16 protein-coding genes are annotated in these 16,845 nt (G+C 64.6%); 8 read left to right on the top strand and 8 right to left on the bottom strand.

Features of this window, described 5'->3' with window-relative positions; genetic code table 11:
- Positions 1 to 137 precede the first annotated feature (137 nt).
- From J2S96_RS02270 to J2S96_RS02255, 4 genes are all read right to left on the bottom strand, one after another.
- On the bottom strand, positions 138 to 1,424 hold the full coding sequence (locus tag J2S96_RS02270; protein WP_306859469.1) for an ABC transporter permease: 1,287 nt from the start codon (positions 1,422 to 1,424) through the stop codon (positions 138 to 140).
- Positions 1,421 to 2,119 carry an ABC transporter ATP-binding protein gene (locus J2S96_RS02265; RefSeq protein WP_306859468.1) on the bottom strand — a complete coding sequence of 233 codons (699 nt, stop codon included), beginning with the start codon at positions 2,117 to 2,119 and terminating at the stop codon, positions 1,421 to 1,423. Before J2S96_RS02265 ends, J2S96_RS02270 begins: the two co-directional genes overlap by 4 nt.
- A gap of 64 nt (positions 2,120 to 2,183) precedes the next feature.
- Positions 2,184 to 2,798, bottom strand: a complete 615-nt coding sequence (locus tag J2S96_RS02260) for a hypothetical protein (protein WP_306859466.1) — start codon at positions 2,796 to 2,798, stop codon at positions 2,184 to 2,186.
- Positions 2,795 to 3,460: a TetR/AcrR family transcriptional regulator gene (locus J2S96_RS02255; RefSeq protein WP_306859464.1), complete on the bottom strand. Its 666-nt coding sequence runs from the start codon at positions 3,458 to 3,460 to the stop codon at positions 2,795 to 2,797. Before J2S96_RS02255 ends, J2S96_RS02260 begins: the two co-directional genes overlap by 4 nt.
- A 179-nt stretch (positions 3,461 to 3,639) precedes the next feature.
- Here J2S96_RS02255 and J2S96_RS02250 point away from each other — a divergent pair, with 179 nt between their 5' ends.
- The 3 genes from J2S96_RS02250 to J2S96_RS02240 all read left to right on the top strand — a co-directional run bounded on the left by J2S96_RS02250 (position 3,640) and on the right by J2S96_RS02240 (position 6,234).
- On the top strand, positions 3,640 to 4,695 hold the full coding sequence (locus J2S96_RS02250) for a zinc-dependent alcohol dehydrogenase family protein (protein WP_306859462.1): 1,056 nt from the start codon (positions 3,640 to 3,642) through the stop codon (positions 4,693 to 4,695).
- Between the two features lie 178 nt (positions 4,696 to 4,873).
- Positions 4,874 to 5,350, top strand: a complete 477-nt coding sequence (locus tag J2S96_RS02245) for an SRPBCC family protein (RefSeq protein ID WP_306859460.1) — start codon at positions 4,874 to 4,876, stop codon at positions 5,348 to 5,350.
- Between the two features lie 59 nt (positions 5,351 to 5,409).
- Positions 5,410 to 6,234: an SDR family oxidoreductase gene (locus J2S96_RS02240; protein ID WP_370872981.1), complete on the top strand. Its 825-nt coding sequence runs from the start codon at positions 5,410 to 5,412 to the stop codon at positions 6,232 to 6,234.
- 99 nt (positions 6,235 to 6,333) lie between these two features.
- Here J2S96_RS02240 and J2S96_RS02235 read toward each other — a convergent pair whose 3' ends face one another.
- On the bottom strand, positions 6,334 to 8,829 hold the full coding sequence (locus tag J2S96_RS02235) for an ATP-dependent Clp protease ATP-binding subunit (protein ID WP_306859456.1): 2,496 nt from the start codon (positions 8,827 to 8,829) through the stop codon (positions 6,334 to 6,336).
- A 170-nt stretch (positions 8,830 to 8,999) separates the two neighbouring features.
- Between J2S96_RS02235 and J2S96_RS02230 the strand changes: the two genes are divergently transcribed.
- The 4 genes from J2S96_RS02230 (at position 9,000) to J2S96_RS02215 (ending at position 12,685) form a co-directional block, all read left to right on the top strand.
- Positions 9,000 to 9,464, top strand: coding sequence for a GatB/YqeY domain-containing protein (locus tag J2S96_RS02230; RefSeq protein ID WP_306859454.1), 465 nt, complete (start codon positions 9,000 to 9,002; stop codon positions 9,462 to 9,464).
- Between the two features lie 28 nt (positions 9,465 to 9,492).
- Entirely contained in the window at positions 9,493 to 10,356 is an 864-nt protein-coding gene (locus J2S96_RS02225; RefSeq protein ID WP_306859452.1) for an HNH endonuclease, read from the top strand.
- A gap of 143 nt (positions 10,357 to 10,499) precedes the next feature.
- Positions 10,500 to 11,120: a YegP family protein gene (locus tag J2S96_RS02220; RefSeq protein WP_306859450.1), complete on the top strand. Its 621-nt coding sequence runs from the start codon at positions 10,500 to 10,502 to the stop codon at positions 11,118 to 11,120.
- Complete coding sequence (locus tag J2S96_RS02215; protein ID WP_306859448.1) at positions 11,093 to 12,685, top strand: AMP-binding protein; 1,593 nt, start codon at positions 11,093 to 11,095, stop codon at positions 12,683 to 12,685. Before J2S96_RS02220 ends, J2S96_RS02215 begins: the two co-directional genes overlap by 28 nt.
- Before the next feature lie 44 nt (positions 12,686 to 12,729).
- Here the strand turns inward: J2S96_RS02215 and J2S96_RS02210 are convergent, their stop codons facing one another.
- The 3 genes from J2S96_RS02210 to J2S96_RS02200 form a co-directional block, all read right to left on the bottom strand.
- The gene (locus tag J2S96_RS02210) at positions 12,730 to 14,871 is read right to left on the bottom strand and encodes a bifunctional polysaccharide deacetylase/glycosyltransferase family 2 protein (RefSeq protein ID WP_306859446.1); all 2,142 of its coding nucleotides are present in this window, start codon (positions 14,869 to 14,871) and stop codon (positions 12,730 to 12,732) included.
- A gap of 11 nt (positions 14,872 to 14,882) precedes the next feature.
- Positions 14,883 to 15,407 (bottom strand): hypothetical protein, encoded by a 525-nt coding sequence (locus J2S96_RS02205; RefSeq protein WP_306859444.1) that lies wholly within the window; start codon positions 15,405 to 15,407, stop codon positions 14,883 to 14,885.
- A gap of 138 nt (positions 15,408 to 15,545) precedes the next feature.
- Positions 15,546 to 15,722, bottom strand: coding sequence for a CsbD family protein (locus tag J2S96_RS02200; RefSeq protein WP_306859442.1), 177 nt, complete (start codon positions 15,720 to 15,722; stop codon positions 15,546 to 15,548).
- 144 nt (positions 15,723 to 15,866) lie between these two features.
- On the opposite strand from J2S96_RS02200, the gene J2S96_RS02195 reads away from it, so the two are divergent.
- Positions 15,867 to 16,838: a magnesium transporter CorA family protein gene (locus J2S96_RS02195; RefSeq protein ID WP_306859440.1), complete on the top strand. Its 972-nt coding sequence runs from the start codon at positions 15,867 to 15,869 to the stop codon at positions 16,836 to 16,838.
- The last annotated feature ends 7 nt before the right edge of the window (positions 16,839 to 16,845 follow it).

The following is a 16,845-nucleotide window of genomic DNA, read 5'->3' as shown; positions in this document are numbered from 1 at the left end:
ACACGGGTGTCACGAGGACGATAGTAGCCCGGTCATGATCCGGTGGGAACCCACCAAACTGGCCGCTCCTTCACCGATGAGGTTCCGCAATGGCGCCCGGCTGCGCACCACCGCCTGGGCCGTTTGCGCGCCACCGCCTATTCGTAGCGCAGTGAGTCGATGGGATTTTGCCGTGCCGCCCGCCATGCCGGAAGCGTGCCCGCGATGAAGGCGATGACCATGACGAGGAGGACGACGGCACTGACAGGGCCCGGTGCGAAGGCAAGGATGTGGAGTCCGGCGAGGTCGCTGAGCGGACCACGGGCGAGCGCGCCGCTGACCGCGGTGCCGAGGCCGATGGCTGCCGCCGAACCGATGACGCTTCCAAGAAGGCCGATAAACGCCGCCTCCGTACTGAAGAGCGCGAACACGGAGCCGCTGCCCATGCCCATGGCCTTCATGAGGCCGATTTCACGGGTGCGCTCCTGGACGGACATGAGCAGCGTATTGACGATGCCGAATCCCGCGGCCAGGAGGGCTATGACCGCGAAAGCGTCCAGGACGCCGATGATCCCGTTGATCACCGTCTTGACGGTACCGATCCGGTCGTCAAGGGTCTGGGCAGTGTAACCAGCTGCCGAGAGTTTGGATTTCATATCGCTCACCTGGGCCGAGGACGACGGCGCGAAGCTCGCAGTGGCATCGGTCCAGGCGCTAACAGCCGTGGAGGGGGCACCGGTGGCTTGGGCTTGGCTCAGGGCCGTGGAAAGTGCTTTGTTCACTGCTATTCCGGAGCTGCTGAGTAGGCTGTCCTGTTCTACGCCGGCGACCCGAGCTGCCACGGTGCGCATGGAACCCGTGGCGTCGGTGATGCCGATGGTCACGTCCTGTCCGATCGCCTGGTTGTTGTCCGCGAACCCGAGCGGGGCGATATAGCCCACCGGCAGAAGAAGCTGGGTCTGGGTGCTGGAATCGTCCAGGTTCGTGCCGGAGGCGAGCTGGGGCTGGGCCCCTGCGAGGGCACTGACCGAGAGCTGGTATTTGTCATGGCCGCTCCACTGGATGTAGTCCGGGCTGATCCGGATGACGGGGGCTACACCGGTGATGCCGGGGATGGCTCCGATCTTGTCCAGGTCGGACTGCGCCAGGGCGAGCTGGGAGGAGCCGGGCCTGCCGCCGGCTGCGACGCGCTTGATGCTCGGGTCGTATTTCTTCGGCCCGCTGGCGGCCCCGCCGGAGGCGTCGGTCTTGGTGACCGTGAAGGCGTTGCCCGGTCCGACGGCGGCGAGCTGGGAGTCGATGTAGTTCGAGATGCCTGTGCCCAGGCCATTGGTGATGGTGAGGGTGAATGCGCCGACGAAGATCGCCAGGACAGTCAGCGTTGTCCGCAGTTTGCTGCGGAAGCTGTTCGCGATGGCGGTTTTCAGTATTTCGAGCGGTTTCATGCCGCGTGCTCCTCATCGGTGGTGATCAGCAGGCCGTCCCGGATGTACAACCGGCGCTGGAAGCGCTCTGCGAGGTCGTGGTCGTGCGTGACGACAATCAGGGTGATGCCGTGGTTCTGGTTCAAGTCGAACAGGATGTCTTCGACGATCCGACCCGTGGCGGTGTCGAGGTTACCCGTAGGTTCGTCCGCAAATAGGACTTGGGGCTTGTTCACCAGGGCGCGCGCAATAACCACCCGCTGCTTTTGTCCTCCGGAAAGGTTCGAGGCCTTGTTACGTGCCTTGTCCGCCAATTGGAGCTGTTCCAGGACCTCCATTCCCCGACGGCGCCGTTCCCGAGCACCAACACCGGCGATTTTCAGGGGAAGGACCACGTTCTCAAGCACGCTCGCGGCCGGGTTGAGGAAGAACTGCTGGAAGACGAATCCGAACATCTCATTGCGCAGCCCGTTCAGCTTCCGCCCGCTCAGGCTCCGGGCTTCCGTCCCGTCCACTGTAATGGTGCCGGTCCCGGGGGTATCCAGGAGGGCGAGAAGGTGCATCAGGGTCGATTTGCCGGAGCCGCTCTTGCCGACGATCGCTACGGACTCTCCGTGCTGGATGTCCAAGGAGACCCCCTTGAGCGCGTCGAAGCGGTCAGGACCCCGCCCATAGCTTTTAGTCAGCTCGCGAGCGGCGAGAATCGGGTCGGGCATGCGGATTCCAATCAGTAGTTCGTGCAGGTTTCGGTAAATAGATGGAGGAGAAGAAGGACAGTGTTCACCGCAGCCAGGCGGAGAACGCGGGATAAAGCGCGACCGCGGCGATCACCCCGGCGGCGAGGGCGGCCACCTGGGCGGTTGCCCGGGACGTCCTGCCGTTGACGCGGGCAGCTTTCGACTGGCGCCAATCCGCGGAGATGAGGCCCGGCACGGTTTTGAGGTAGATGATCAGGTGGAGCACCAGCAGCACGAGCCACAATACGAAGCTCGCGTGGTGCAGCGGCCTGAGCGGGCCAGGATCGGCCGGGTCAGCCAATGCGAGGCCTATGCCGCTCGCAATGAGCGCAACGGTGGCCAAGATCAGCAAGGGCGAAAGGATCCGCGGGAGTACCCGTGGCGGTCCCTTGAGCCGATAGGCGGGCGATCCACTGTAATAGCGGTAGAACCGGTAACCGGTGCTCGCGATTTTCAGTGCCACCGGCCCGGCGAGCACCACTCCGACGAAAAGATGCAGCGAAATGGACAACGGGTCCCTGATAGCCGGGACCGTGAGGATTTCGACGATGCTGAGCACGAGGAGGACCACGCCGGTCAAGGCTGTCAATCGCTCATTTCCCCGGACATCCCGCTGCCTGTCCCGCCCGGTCGCTGCGGGCCCGCGGTTGTTCTTCACGCGCCACTTCCCGACGGCGGCTGGCCCCCGGCAGGATCAGATCCCGGCCGGGGCGTGTAGAACTGCGTGACGATCCGTTCGAAAAAGTCGCTGCCCGGTGCCGCGTCGCCCTCGAGCCGGTGGAACTGCAACAACGCCAGCGGCAGCATTGCGAGCAAATCCACATCCGTACTGGAAGGGAGCTCCCCCCGGTCCACGGCACGTTGGACGAGGCGTCGCACGGATCCCTCAAGCTCCCCGGACACCCTCGCCCGCCACGCCTTGCGCAGGTCCGGGTTGCTGGCGATTTCACCGCTCAAGGCCGATACTGCCTTGCTCGCCACGCCGCGGTTGCGGGCCAGATCCGCGAGGAACTTCCGCATATCCGCAGGAAGTGAGCCGGTGTCCGGGAGTTCGGGAACGGGGCGGGCGCGGAACCCGATCGCGTCGGCAACAAGTGCCGTCTTATTGGGCCAGCGCAGGTACAGACTGGCCTTGCTCACTCCGGCGCGCGCAGCAACCAGCTCCATCGTCAGGCGCGCGAACCCGGCTTCACCCAACAGTTCGGCTGCGGCGGCAAGGACCGCGGCGTCCACCCTGCCTTCACGGGGACGGCCGCGCAGCTTCCGCATTTCGGTGCCGGCGCTCCCCCTTGCCGACCCCACAACGCCGCGCTCCTCCACAATGTGTTCCCTTCCAATCCGTGCAAGATATCTAATTTACTGAACGTTCTCGTTCAGGAAACGGACATTACCACGCCTCACTGGATGAATCCCCTCTTGGCTACCGGCCAGTACGTGACCACAGGCCGCGCGGGGCTAGACTCGGTTCAAGCCCAACAACCACCATTTGAGGAGCCTCCATGCGCGCCACCATCATCCACGGTCCCGGCGACATCCGTGTTGAAGACCGTAACTACCCGACGGTCCAGCTGCCCACCGACGTCGTCGTCAAAGTCACGGCCGCCTGCGTCTGCGGATCGGACCTTTGGCCGTACCGCGGGGTGAAGCCCACCCACCAGCCTTCGGCCATCGGACACGAATTCATCGGCACCGTGGAGAGCATCGGCGACGACATCACGGCGCTGGCGGTCGGCGACTTTGTCATCGCTCCGTTCGTGGTCAGCTGCGGCGCTTGCCCGCAATGCCTGGCCGGCGTCACGGTGGCTTGCGACCATCTGGCCGGCTGGGGCGGCAAAGATGACAGCGGACACGCGATCGACGGCGGCCAGGGCCAGGCCGTGCGCGTACCCCTCGCCGAGTCCACCCTCGTCAAGGTTCCCGGCGTCACGGAACCCGACGACGCCCTGCGATCGAGCTTGTTGACCCTGTCCGATGTGATGGCCACCGGCCACCACGCCGCCCTCGCGGCGAAGGTGGGCCCCGGCAGGACTGTCGTCGTCGTCGGCGACGGCGCTGTAGGGCTCTGCGGTGTGCTCGCCGCGAAGCGGCTCGGAGCCGAGCGAATCATCGCGATGTCCCGGCACGCCGACCGCCAGGCGATTGCCCTCGAGTTCGGGGCCACCGACATTGTCGCCGAGCGTGGCGAAGACGGCGTCGCCAAGGTCCGCGAGTTGCTGGGTGGCGTTCTGGCAGACTCCGTGCTGGAGTGCGTCGGAACCAAGGAATCCATGGACCAGGCACTGCACAGTGTCCGGCCCGGCGGCGCCCTTGGCTTTGTAGGCGTCCCGACGGGCGGAGCCGAAGCCCCGCTGCGCTATTTGTTCGACACCAACATCTCGATTGCCGGCGGAATGGCTCCGGCCCGCACGTACATCCCTGAACTGCTCGCGGACGTCCTTGACGGCAAGATCAATCCGGGCCGGGTGTTCGACACCGTGATGCCGCTGGAGGAAGCGCCCGAGGCCTACCGCGCCATGGACGAACGGCGTGCCATCAAGGTCCTGCTCACTCCCTGAGTTCGGGGCGTGTGTTTGCCGGTTGAGGATCCGGGAGGCATCGGCAATCGGGCCTGTGCTCGTGGGAACACTGGACGTGAGTAGTCAGCAGGCTTAATGTTCAAGAGTGGCTGGCTTCCCGGAGGGGCCACGGGCCATTCCTGCGGCCGGCTCACACCAGTCCAACGGAGGAGGAAAGATGCAAAAGGTTGAAGAAGCGATCGACGTGGACGTCCCCGTCCGCGCGGCTTACAACCAGTGGACGCAGTTTGAGTCGTTTCCGCGATTTATGTCCGGTGTGGAATCCGTAACCCAGTTGAGCGCCACGACCAACCACTGGGTCACCAAGATAGGTGGCGTGGAACGGGAATTCGACACGGAAATAGTCGACCAGGAACCCGACGACCGGATTGCTTGGCGCAGTATTGACGGCAAGTCGCACGCCGGGATCGTCAGGTTCTCGCCGCTGGACGCCAACCACACGCATGTGAAGGTCCATTTCGAGTGGGCGCCCGAAACCTTCGTGGAGAAGGCCGGAGCCGCGCTCCAAGTTGACTCGATGCAGGTGAAGGCCGACCTGAAGAAATTCAAGGAGTTCATCGAGGCGCGTGGAAACGAAACCGGAGGGTGGCGTGGCGCGGTGGAGGATCAAGGCGCCACCGGCACGGAACTGTGACGATCTCCGAGTCAACAACGACTGACCGCGGACCGGTGCTTGTTGTTGGGGGCACGGGCATGTTGGGCAGCCAGGTGGTGTCCAGGCTGCTGGCGGGAGGAAAGCAAGTCCGGGCCTTGGTGCGTCCCGGTTCGGATACGGGGCGCCTTGAGGAACTAGGGGCCACGATCGCCGCTGGCGACATGATGGATCCCGAGTCCCTTGCCAGCGCCATGAATGGCGCCGACGCCGTGATCACTTCCGCAGCCGGATACACCCATCACCGGGAGGGCGACAGCCCTGCGATCGACACGGTGGGCAACCGCAACCTCGTCGATGCGGCCAGCCGCGCCGGCATTCGCAGATTCGTCCTCACCAGTATCCTCACCTGCGATCAAACACCGGATGTTCCGCACTTCTGGCACAAGAAACTGGCCGAGGATCGCCTGGAAGAACTCGGAGTCCCCTTCGTGGCTCTGCGTCCGGGCGCATTCCTTGAGCAGACCACTCGATTCGGCGACCCTTTCAGCGGGGGGCGGCTCACCTGGTTCGGGTCGCCGAGCGTTCCCCTGACGTTCGTCCTTGCAAGGGACCTCGCGGGATATCTTGCGGCAGCAGTCGACGCAAGCGGAGTCGAAGGGCAGCGTATCGACATTGGCTGGGACCGGCCGGTAAGCATGCAGGACATCGCTGATATCTCCACCCGACTGCTCGGCCGGCAGGTCCAGCTCGCCCTCAGCCCGATGAACCGGATGGGCCCGGACCTGGAGGCGATGATGGAATGGTTCCAGACCGGCCGCTATGTCGCCGATACCTCGCGACAACGCGAAGTCTTCGGCCCACCGCCAACCGCGGAGGACGCCGTCGCACGCCTGCTCACGAGCCTCGGACACCAGCTGGAATGAGCCAGGCCCGACGGCGGAACGACGTGCCGCCCCTTAGCCCGGTTTAACCCGGGTCAGCCCACCGCGTTAACCCGGGTCAGCCCACCGCGTTAACCCGGGTCAGCCCACCGCGGGCAGCGCATCAGGGATGCGCGGCCTGGCATTCCCGGCAAACGTGAACTTGGCATCGTCGCCTTCGCCGTCCACGTCGACCACGACGATGTCACCGGGGTGCAGCTCGCCGAAGAGGATTTTCTCGGAGAGCTGGTCCTCGATCTCGCGCTGGATGGTGCGGCGCAGCGGCCGGGCACCCATGGCCGGGTTGTAACCCCGGGCCGCCAGGAGCACTTTGGCGGCGTCCGTGAGTTCGATACCCATGTCCTTGTCGGCCAAATGCTGCTCCAGCCGACGGATCATCAGGTCCACGATCTCGATGATCTCCTCCTGGGTGAGCTGCGGGAAGACAATGACGTCGTCGACCCGGTTGAGGAACTCGGGACGGAACTGCTGCTTGAGCTCCTCGGTGACCCGTGCCCGCATCCGGTTGTAACCGGTGGTGGTGTCCGTGCCGGACTGGAAACCGGTCGCGACGCTCTTGGAGATATCGCGCGTACCCAGGTTGGTGGTCATGATGATCACCGTGTTCTTGAAGTCCACCACCCGCCCGTGGCTATCAGTCAGGCGGCCGTCTTCCAGGATCTGCAGCAGCGAGTTGAACAAGTCGGAGTGCGCCTTCTCCACTTCGTCGAAGAGCACCACGGAGAACGGACGACGGCGGACCTTCTCGGTCAGCTGACCTCCCTCGTCATAGCCGACGTAGCCCGGAGGGGCACCGAACAGCCGGGACACCGAATGCTTCTCCGAATACTCGGACATGTCCAGCGTGATGAGGGCCTCTTCATCGGCGAACAGAAATTCGGCCAAAGCCTTGGCGAGCTCGGTCTTGCCCACCCCGGTGGGGCCGGCGAAAATAAACGAGCCACCCGGACGCTTGGGATCCTTCAGGCCTGCACGGGTCCGGCGGATGGCACGCGATACCAAATTAATCGCCTCATTCTGCCCGATAACGCGCTTGTGCAGCTCCTCCTCCATCTTGAGCAGGCGGCTGGATTCTTCCTCGGTGAGCTTGAAGACCGGAATGCCGGTGGAATTCGCGAGAACTTCGGCAATCAGCTCCTCATTGACCTCGGAAACGCCAGTAATGCCGCCGGACTTCCACCTCAGCTCCTTTTCCCTGCGCTCGGCGGCAAGTCTTTGCTCGTCCATGCGAAGCGAGGCGGCGCCTTCGAAGTCCTGGGCGTCGATGGCCGATTCCTTCTCCCTCTTCACCTCGGCAATTCGTGCGTCCATGGCCTTGAGCTCGGGCGGACGGGTCATGCGGCGGATACGCAGGCGTGCACCGGCTTCGTCGATCAGGTCGATCGCTTTGTCCGGGAGGAAGCGGTCGGAAACGTAACGTTCGGAGAGGCTGGCCGCGGCCGTCAGGGCGCCGTCCGTGATGGTCACCCGGTGGTGCGCCTCGTAGCGGTCGCGCAGTCCCTTCAGGATCTCAACGGTGTGAGCCACCGAGGGCTCCTGGACCTGGATCGGCTGGAAGCGGCGCTCCAACGCGGCGTCCTTCTCAATGTGCTTGCGGTACTCATCCAGGGTGGTGGCGCCAATGGTCTGGAGTTCACCGCGGGCCAGCAACGGCTTGAGGATGGACGCGGCATCGATGGCACCCTCGGCAGCACCGGCGCCCACGAGCGTGTGGATCTCGTCGATGAAGAGGATGATGTCGCCGCGGGTGCGGATTTCCTTCAGGACCTTCTTGAGGCGCTCTTCGAAATCACCGCGGTAGCGGGAACCGGCCACCACCGAGCCCAAATCGAGTGTGTAGAGCTGCTTGTCCTTCAGGCTCGTCGGCACGTTGCCGCGGACAATCGCCTGGGCAAGGCCCTCGACGACGGCGGTCTTGCCGACGCCGGGCTCACCGATCAGCACAGGGTTGTTCTTGGTGCGGCGGGAGAGGACCTGCATGACGCGTTCCATCTCCAGCTCGCGGCCGATCACCGGATCAAGCTTGTTTTCCCGCGCAGCCTGGGTCAGGTTGCGGCCGAACTGGTCCAGCACCACCGAACCGGCCGGAGCCACCTCGGCTTGACTCGGTCCGGCAACCATTCCGCTGGGATCCTTGACTTCATAGCCCGAGAGCAACTGGATGACCTGCTGGCGGACGCGGTTGAGGTCGGCGCCAAGCTTGACCAGGACCTGGGCTGCGACCCCTTCACCCTCGCGGATGAGGCCGAGCAGGATGTGCTCGGTACCGATGTAGTTGTGGCCGAGCTGCAGGGCCTCGCGGAGTGCGAGTTCGAGCACCTTCTTGGCGCGCGGGGTGAACGGGATGTGACCGGACGGGGCTTGCCGCCCCTGGCCGATGATCTCCTGCACCTGCTCGCGGACGCCATCGAGCGAAATGCTCATCGACTCAAGCGCCTTGGCGGCAACGCCCTCACCCTCCTGGATCAGCCCCAAAAGGATATGCTCGGTACCGATGTAGTTGTGGTTGAGCATGCGTGCCTCTTCTTGGGCAAGCACAACAACGCGACGGGCACGGTCCGTAAATCTCTCAAACATTTCGCCACACTCCTGGCAGCCGCCTACCTTGATGCTACGTCGCTGAGGGCCTTCATGGGGGATCGCCCGAGGCAGAATTTTGGATACCGGGCCGTCAGCCTGCAGGCCCTCCTGCACAGATGCTCCAGACCGTGAAGAATGAGAACAACCACTAACCGGAGGGGATTACCATGAGCACCCTGAAGCAACGCCTGCATGCCGACGTCGTAGTCCACATGAAGGACCGCAACAAGACCGCGCTCACTACAGTCCGCAACGTCCTGGGCGAAATCGAGACGCGTGAGAAGTCCGGCAAGACACCCGTCGAGCTGGATGACACGCAGGTGACGGCCCTCCTCCAGAAGGAGGCCGCCAAGCGCCGGGACACTGCCCGCATCTACACGGAGGCCGGCGAAGCCGACCGCGCAGCCGCGGAACTCGCCGAAGCGGAAGTCATCGAAGGCTACCTGCCCGAAATGCTGACTCCGGCCGAAGTCGAGGACATCGTCGACGAGGCAATCGCCGCCTTAAGGGCCAGCGGTGCAGAACTCACGAGAAGGCAGATGGGCGCAGTTATGAAGCCCGTCACAGCAAAGGTCGCCGGCCGCTTCGACGGCAAGGCTGTCAGCGAAATCGTCAGGCGCCGGCTCGCCTAGAATCTTGGGCAAGTAGGGAGGGGTAGCCATGGCAGCCATCATCCTCGGATGGAATCCACGGCTTTGGAACGGCTGGAACTACGAGGCTGTGATCGACCAGATCGCCCAAACAGGCCGATTCCTGGAGCGGTGGAACATCGGGCGGCACCGGAAGATCCAGGCAGGCAGCCAGGCATGGCTTTTCCTGCAAGGCGCCGATTCCCACGGACGCGGGCTGATCGGACACGGCGTGGTCATGTCCGAAAGCTATGAGGCGCCGCAACCCGCCGAGGCGAAGGGTATTGCGCGGTACGTGAGCGTGGCCTTTGATGCCTTGCTCCCCCTCGGCGGCCAGATTCCGCCGAGTGTCCTCTCAACCGAAGTGCCCGGCGTGCCCTGGGACGCCCTTCGCGGTTCCGGAAGCCTCCTTCCACCGGAATCGGAACCCGGCCTTCACCGTGTGTGGCGGGAGCACGGACCAATGGCTCCCGAGCCGTGGCAGACGGTTCCAGGAACCTACCCCGAAGGCGCCATCAGCCGGATTGAGACAAACCGTTACGAGCAGGACCCCGAAGGCCGCCGGATCTGCCTTGCGTTCCATGGAACCTCATGTGCCGTGTGCGCCTTTTCCTTCGAAGTAAGCTACGGGGACATCGGGAAGGACTTCATCCAGGTCCACCATGTGGTTCCCGTTTCACAGCTTGGCGCTGGCTACCGGCTGGATCCCATAGCGGACCTTGTGCCGTTGTGCGCCAACTGCCACGCGATGGCCCACCTGGGCGTGAGCACCCCACGCACCGTGGCGGAGTTACGGCGGGCTATCGCTGCCGCCGGACACTTGCCCGGCCAGGTTGTAGATGACAGGGCACTGGCCGCCCAGGACGCGGCGCACCGGATCCTCGAACAGCGATAATCTCGAACAGCGGTAATCTCGAACAGCCTTAATTAAGAAGCAGTCGCAACCACAGCGCCTTCCGGATGCACTAGCCAGGCAAGATTCTTCCCCGTACTTTGGTTAACTACACCGTGTGGCGAGCACCACACACTGTGAGTCAGATGATCCATTTGCCGGAGCAAGAACGCCTGGGGCGCAACGACGCTCCCCATTCCCGGCGAGACCTACCGGGCGTCGCGAGCCGTCCGCTGTTCAGGAGGATACGCATGACCGGGATGTTTGAACTTTTCATCGACGAGGATACGAGCTTCAGATTCAGGCTCAAGGCGCCGGACGGAACGGTGGTAGCCGTCTCCAAGTCTTTTCCCGACAAGCGCGCCGCGGTGCGCGGCATCAGTGACGTACGCGAATACGCAGGAATGGGCCTCATCACCGATCTATGCCCGGAAGTGCCATACCGTCCAGCATCAGTGCCGCCCCCGCCGGTTCCGGTCGTACGGCAACCCAGTCCTCCGCGAAACCGAAACTTCCCGTTCCGGCGCGCCACCATAATCCGCTCCCTCCAAGGGATCGGACCCGCAGGCCCTGGCACGCGCCCGCCTTGGTCGACGCATCCTGTACGGACCTGGTCGAGGCGTGAACCCTTCTGCCGGAGGCGCATCCGGCCGCGGCCGCCCTTGTCCCGGCCCCGCACCGCCGGGTGTAATGTACCCACGACGGCGACTCCCCGCCGTCGTGCGCCGAAGGAGCCGCAATGTTCACCAGCCCTTACGCTGATGTAGAGATCCCCGAAGTCACGATTTATGAATATCTGTTCGGTGGGCTCAGCGACGAGGACCTCGACCGGATCGCACTCGTGGACGGAACCTCCGGCGCCGAAATGACGTATCGGCAACTCGTCAGCCGGGTCGACGCCACGGCTGGCTGGCTCGCGAGCCATGAAGCCGGCCCCGGGACCACAGTTGGCCTCTTCTGTCCCAACGTGCCGGCATTCGCCGTCGTCTTCCACGGGGTCCTGCGAGCGGGCGCGGCCGTCACCACCGTCAACGCCTTGTATACCGCCGATGAAGTAGGCAGCCAGCTCAGCGACGCGGGCGCTTCCTGGCTCTTCACCATCTCCCCCTTCCTGGAACGGGCGGAGGAAGCAGCTTCGGCTGCCGGGATCCCGGCGGAACGGCTCGTCGTGCTCGACGGCGGCGAACTTGCTGCCGCCGCAGGCCATCCCTCGCTGGCGGACGTGTTCGAAGCCGGCCTTCCCGCGCCGGCGCTCAGCATCGATCCGCACGCCGCGGCTGTCATACCCTACTCCTCGGGCACGAGCGGAAAGCCGAAAGGCGTCTTGCTGAGCCAGTACAACCTCGTGGCGAACGTCGCCCAGTCGAGCGCCTTCTTCCGCGTGACTCCCGACGACGTGCTCCTCGCCGTCCTGCCCTTCTTCCACATCTACGGGCTCACCGTCCTGCTCAATCACGCCCTTGGCGAACGTGCCCGGCTCGTCACGATGCCGAAATTCGATCTCTCCGAGTTCCTCCGGATCACACAAGACAACCGCTGTACGTACCTCTTCATCGCGCCGCCCATCGCCGTCGCGCTGGCGAAACATCCCCTCGTGGACAAGTACGACCTCTCGTCCGTCCAGGCCGTGCTTTCGGGAGCGGCGCCCCTCGACGGCGAACTGGGGCACGCTGTCGCGAAGCGGCTCGGGTGCACAGTGCTCCAGGGGTACGGGATGACCGAGCTGAGCCCCGTTTCCCACGCGATCCCGCGCGACGGCGCCGAGGGCGTCCCTCTCGATTCGGTGGGCTACACCGTGCCCAATACGCAATGCAAGCTCCTCGACCCGGCCACCGCCGAAGAGATCGACGTCCCGGACGAGGGACCCAGCGCGCCCGGGCAGCTCCTTGTCCGTGGACCGCAGGTCATGCTCGGCTACCTGAACCGGCCCGACGCAACAGCCGCGACGATCGATCCGGATGGCTTCCTCCGCACCGGCGACATCGCGACCGTCACAGCAGACGGTGTCGTCACGATCGTTGACCGGCTCAAGGAGCTGATCAAGTACAAGGGTTACCAGATCGCGCCTGCCGAGCTTGAAGCGCTCCTGCTCACCCACCCACGCATTGCGGACGCCGCCGTCATCGGCATCAACGCTGACGACGGCGAAGAGGTGCCGAAGGCGTTCGTGGTCCGGCAGTCCGGGACCGAACTCGGGGACGGGGACGTCATGGAGTTCGTCGCCGGACGGGTGGCGCCGTTCAAGCGCGTGCGATCGGTCGAGTTCGTCGAGGTGATTCCAAAGTCGGCGTCGGGGAAGATCCTTCGACGGGAGCTACGCGCGAAGGCCTAGGAAGCCGAGGGGCACGTCCTGGCTGGTCCCTCGCTACGTCCGGCCTACTTGGCCGGCGGAACCCGCAGACTGCCATACCTCTCCATCCGGTGCCAACGCAGGTGAACTCCCGCCACGGCGGTGACCACGGACTGGATGACGACGAGATACATGAGCTGCCGGTAGACGAACTGCTGGAGCGGAAGCGTCCACAACGGGCGAAGCCGTTCATTGTCGAGTCGGAAAGCATAAGCGGCCATGAGGAATTGGACGAGGAGGAAAACCAGCCAGAGCGCCGCAATACGGACCGGGTCAAGAAAGATGAGGCCATAAATGGCGAACACATCCACCACCGGTGCGAACAGCGGAAGCAGCACCTGCAAGACCAGCAGGTAGCAGAGTCCCCGCCGGCCAAGCTTGCCGGCCGCCCCGTGCTGCAGGACAGCGCCCCGGTGCTTCCACATTGCCTGAAGCGTGCCATAGCACCAGCGGTATCGCTGCTTCCACAGCGCCCCGAGGCTCGCGGGGGCTTCGGTCCACGCCCTCGCATCGTCCTGGTACACAACCCTCCAGCCGTCGCGGCATAGCGACATGGTCAGGTCCGTGTCCTCGGCAAGCGTCTCGTCGCTGACTCCGCCCACCCGGATGAGGGCATCGCGGCGGAAGGCACCAATAGCCCCCGGGACGGTCGGCATGCACTCCGCGACGTCGAACAACCTGCGGTCCAGGTTGAAGCCGACAACGTACTCGATGTGCTGCCAGGCGCCGAGGATCCCTCCGCGGTTGGCAACCTTGGTGTTCCCCGAAATCGCGCCCACTCGCGGGTCCGCGAAGGGTTGAATCAGGGCGTGCACTGTTTCCGGTTCGAAGACAGTATCCCCGTCGACCATCACCACGTGGTCGTGGCTGGCGGCGGCAAGCCCGGCATTCAAGGCGGACGGTTTACCGCCGTTCTCCTTCCGGATCAAGGTGACGCCCGGCAGCCCAAGCGCTTCAACGATGTCAGCGGTAGCGTCGGTGGACCCGTCGTCGACCACGATAATCTCGACCGGATGGCTCGAAGCGGCGATGGACCGGACTGCAGCTTCGATGCCGGCCGATTCGTTGTACGCAGGGACAATGACGCTCACCGGTTCGGTGATTTCGGGCCGCACCGGCATATCCACCCGGCGTCGACTGCCGCCCGCTGCCCGGGAGCGGCGCGCCGCACGACTGTGGCGGGAAGCCACCACCACCACGAGGACGGCCCGGACAACCGTGACAACCCCGGCCGCAACGAGCGCCCACGAGATGGCGGTGATGAAGAAATCGCTAAGCCGGATTCCCCACACCAACGCGGTTCCGCTGGCCTGCTCCCCTGCCGAGGCATCGCGCATGCTCGCGATCCCGACGGCGTCTCCCGCCGTCGTGACCCGGAACCCTTGATCCGCGAACTTCGTGAGGGCGGAGTCGAGGGCGGCGACTGTCTGTTCCCTGTCTCCGCCGCCGTCGTGCATGAGCAGAACCTGGCCCTGCGTGCCTGAGGGTGTGAGGTTCTTCTCGATTGTCCCCACGCCTGGCCGCTGCCAGTCCTCGCTGTCCTGGGTGGTGAGGACCGTGAGGTAGCCCTGGTTGGCCGCCGCGCGCATCGCCGTCCAGGTGCCGTCCCTGACGGCATCGTTCTCGGAGCTGTAGGGCGGCCGCAAGAGCGTCGCGGCGCGGCCCGTGATTCCGGCGATCACCTGCTCATCGCCCTGCACCTCAAGCTGCTGTCGCCACGCCGGAGCACTTCCAAGGTCCGCATGGGTCAACGTATGCACGCCGATCTCGTTGCCGTCCGCCAGGATGCGGCGCACGAGGTCGGGATTCTCGATGGCAGCCGAACCGACAACGAAAAACGTGGCATGGACATGGTGCGCATGGAGGACGTCGAGGATCCGGGGCGTCCAGACGGGGTCCGGACCGTCGTCGAAAGTCAGGGCAAGCGTGTGATCCGCCGGACCGACGGTACGAACGGTCCCGCCACGGGAATCGACCACCGGACCACCGTGCGAGACCGCGTCCGGGACAGTACCAGCAGCTCCACCCGCAGCGATGGAGTCGTCGCCGATCCCGGCCAAGTGATGCATGTACCCTTGCACGGCGAGGGAGGCAGCCAGCGCAAACAGGACAGCCAGAAGGATGAACCAGTGCGCCCTGACACTGACCCGAGCATTGCGCTTGCTCACGCGGCGCGCATTCACGGGTGGGTCGGCGTGGACGGTCGCGCGGCCTTGCCTGGAGCCGTCCCGCTCTTACCCGGACTCGTCCGTCCTGTGCTCGGCGCCGGAACTGCACCCGGCGCGAAACGGGCAGGCTGCTGCGTAGAGGCAACAGTAGGCGCTTGCGCTGCAGGAACGGGCGAAGTCACCAGGGCCTCCAGCGCCGTCGTCGGCGAAGGGGCGGCCAATCGGGCACCGCCTGATGGGAGCCCAGTGCTGTCAGAAGGCGGCGCTGACGGGGAGAACGGTAGGTCCCGGGCCACCGGGGCAACCGGAGCAGGTGCCGGAGGGTTGGCTGCGGCCGGCAAAGGTAGGTATGGTGCGGCAACGTTGGGGCCGCCCATGAACGCCACCAGCAGGAGGAGGACATATCCCGCCACGAGCCCGAGGGCCGCGAGTCCGGCGAACTTGAGCGTTCGGAGGCGCCGACCTGACTCGTCGACGAAAACCGGCCCCCGGGGTGCGGTCGCTTGTTGATCGGGCGTTTCATTCAGGGCTGCCATCGGGCAACAACTTTAGAGTATTCGCGTTAGCCAACCCAAACGTGTTGAGGGACTTCCGCGAAGGTGTCCTTGATCAAGCCCTGGACATGACGCGGGCGCGGACCGTATGGCCCGCGCCCTGCTGTAGGCGTCGGCGGACTAGTGCTTCCGGAAGGCGCCTTTGATCCTTTCGCCTGCCAGCTTCATATCGGCCTTTAACTGACGGGACTTGCCCTCAGCCTTCAGCCGGTCATTGCCGGTGGCTGCGCCGGCCGCTTCCGTGGCCTTGCCGTGAAGTTTCCCGGCAGCGTGATGGATCCTCTCACCCCAACCCATGATGGCTCTCCTTTGTCGGCGGGCCGCGGCAGGACGCCGCGAGGCCGCAATTAATTGTAGGGAGGTAACGGCGGTAAAGGCACGTCCCCGTTGGCGAGCCCCGCCACTCAGGTAGCACCGGTACCCGTCCCGTACCATGGGCGAATGGTTTTCATACGGTTATACCGAGAAGGCAAGCTCGAACGCGACGATGTCCGGGCCCACGAGATCGAGGCCCTGGCCCGCCAGGACGACGTGGTGCTGTGGATCGACTACACGAACCCGACGGCGGATGACCTTCTCGGCGTCGAGACCGTCTACGGGCTTCACCGCCTCGCCGTCGAAGACGCCGTCCACGACTTTCAGCGCCCCAAGATCGATCGTTACCCGAACCACTTGTTCCTCTCGGCCTACCAGGCAGCTCTCCAGCCTGGAACCGGGGAACTGGCCGTCGCCGAGGTCTCGGCCTTCGTGACCCATAACGCCCTGGTGACGGTACACGGGCCCGAGTTCGACACTGACAAGCTGACGGCGCACTGGGACGCTGAAACCGACCTTGCCCACCACGGGGTGCCCTTCCTGTTCTGGGGCCTGCTGGACATGATTGTGGACGGGCACTTCGACGCCGTCCAGGAACTCGATGGCTACATCGACGCCCTCGAAGAATCGCTCTTCGAGGACCATTCCCCCGAACACGACCTGCAGCGAAAGACTTTCGAACTCCGCAAAAACCTCGTCAAGCTCCGCCGCGTGGTCCTGCCCATGCGTGAAGTCCTCAACACGCTCCTCCGGCGGGAGGACCTGGTCGGTTGCAGCCCGGCGATGCAGCCCTTCCTGCAGGACGTCTACGACCACGTCCTGCGCGCCACGGAATGGACGGAATCGCTGCGTGACCTGGTCACCACCATCCTGGAAACCCACATCAGCATTCAGGGGAACCAGATGAACCTGGTCATGAAGAAAGTCACCAGCTGGGCTGCGATCATCGCCGTCCCCACCGCGGTGACCGGTTTCTTCGGGCAGAACGTGCCATTCTTCGGCTTCCAGAACGATTACGGCCTTTGGCTATCCAGCGCGCTCATGGTCGGCGGTTCAGTATTCCTCTACCTGGCTTTCAAGAAGCGGGACTGGATCTAGCGCAGGG

This window comes from Arthrobacter bambusae (assembly GCF_030812595.1).
GTDB classification, from domain to species: Bacteria; Actinomycetota; Actinomycetes; order Actinomycetales; family Micrococcaceae; genus Arthrobacter; species Arthrobacter bambusae_B.
This window is presented reverse-complemented; position numbering and strand designations above follow the sequence as displayed.

Coding starts and splice junctions, on each gene's coding strand:
- J2S96_RS02265 (WP_306859468.1), bottom strand. CDS start 2,119: ATGCCCGACCCGATTCTCGCCGCTCGCGAGCTGACTAAAAGCTATGGG.
- J2S96_RS02220 (WP_306859450.1), top strand. CDS start 10,500: ATGATCCATTTGCCGGAGCAAGAACGCCTGGGGCGCAACGACGCTCCC.
- J2S96_RS02195 (WP_306859440.1), top strand. CDS start 15,867: ATGGTTTTCATACGGTTATACCGAGAAGGCAAGCTCGAACGCGACGAT.
- J2S96_RS02240 (WP_370872981.1), top strand. CDS start 5,410: ATGTTGGGCAGCCAGGTGGTGTCCAGGCTGCTGGCGGGAGGAAAGCAA.
- J2S96_RS02205 (WP_306859444.1), bottom strand. CDS start 15,407: ATGGCAGCCCTGAATGAAACGCCCGATCAACAAGCGACCGCACCCCGG.
- J2S96_RS02235 (WP_306859456.1), bottom strand. CDS start 8,829: ATGTTTGAGAGATTTACGGACCGTGCCCGTCGCGTTGTTGTGCTTGCC.
- J2S96_RS02200 (WP_306859442.1), bottom strand. CDS start 15,722: ATGGGTTGGGGTGAGAGGATCCATCACGCTGCCGGGAAACTTCACGGC.
- J2S96_RS02215 (WP_306859448.1), top strand. CDS start 11,093: ATGTTCACCAGCCCTTACGCTGATGTAGAGATCCCCGAAGTCACGATT.
- J2S96_RS02225 (WP_306859452.1), top strand. CDS start 9,493: ATGGCAGCCATCATCCTCGGATGGAATCCACGGCTTTGGAACGGCTGG.
- J2S96_RS02250 (WP_306859462.1), top strand. CDS start 3,640: ATGCGCGCCACCATCATCCACGGTCCCGGCGACATCCGTGTTGAAGAC.
- J2S96_RS02245 (WP_306859460.1), top strand. CDS start 4,874: ATGCAAAAGGTTGAAGAAGCGATCGACGTGGACGTCCCCGTCCGCGCG.
- J2S96_RS02270 (WP_306859469.1), bottom strand. CDS start 1,424: ATGAAACCGCTCGAAATACTGAAAACCGCCATCGCGAACAGCTTCCGC.
- J2S96_RS02230 (WP_306859454.1), top strand. CDS start 9,000: ATGAGCACCCTGAAGCAACGCCTGCATGCCGACGTCGTAGTCCACATG.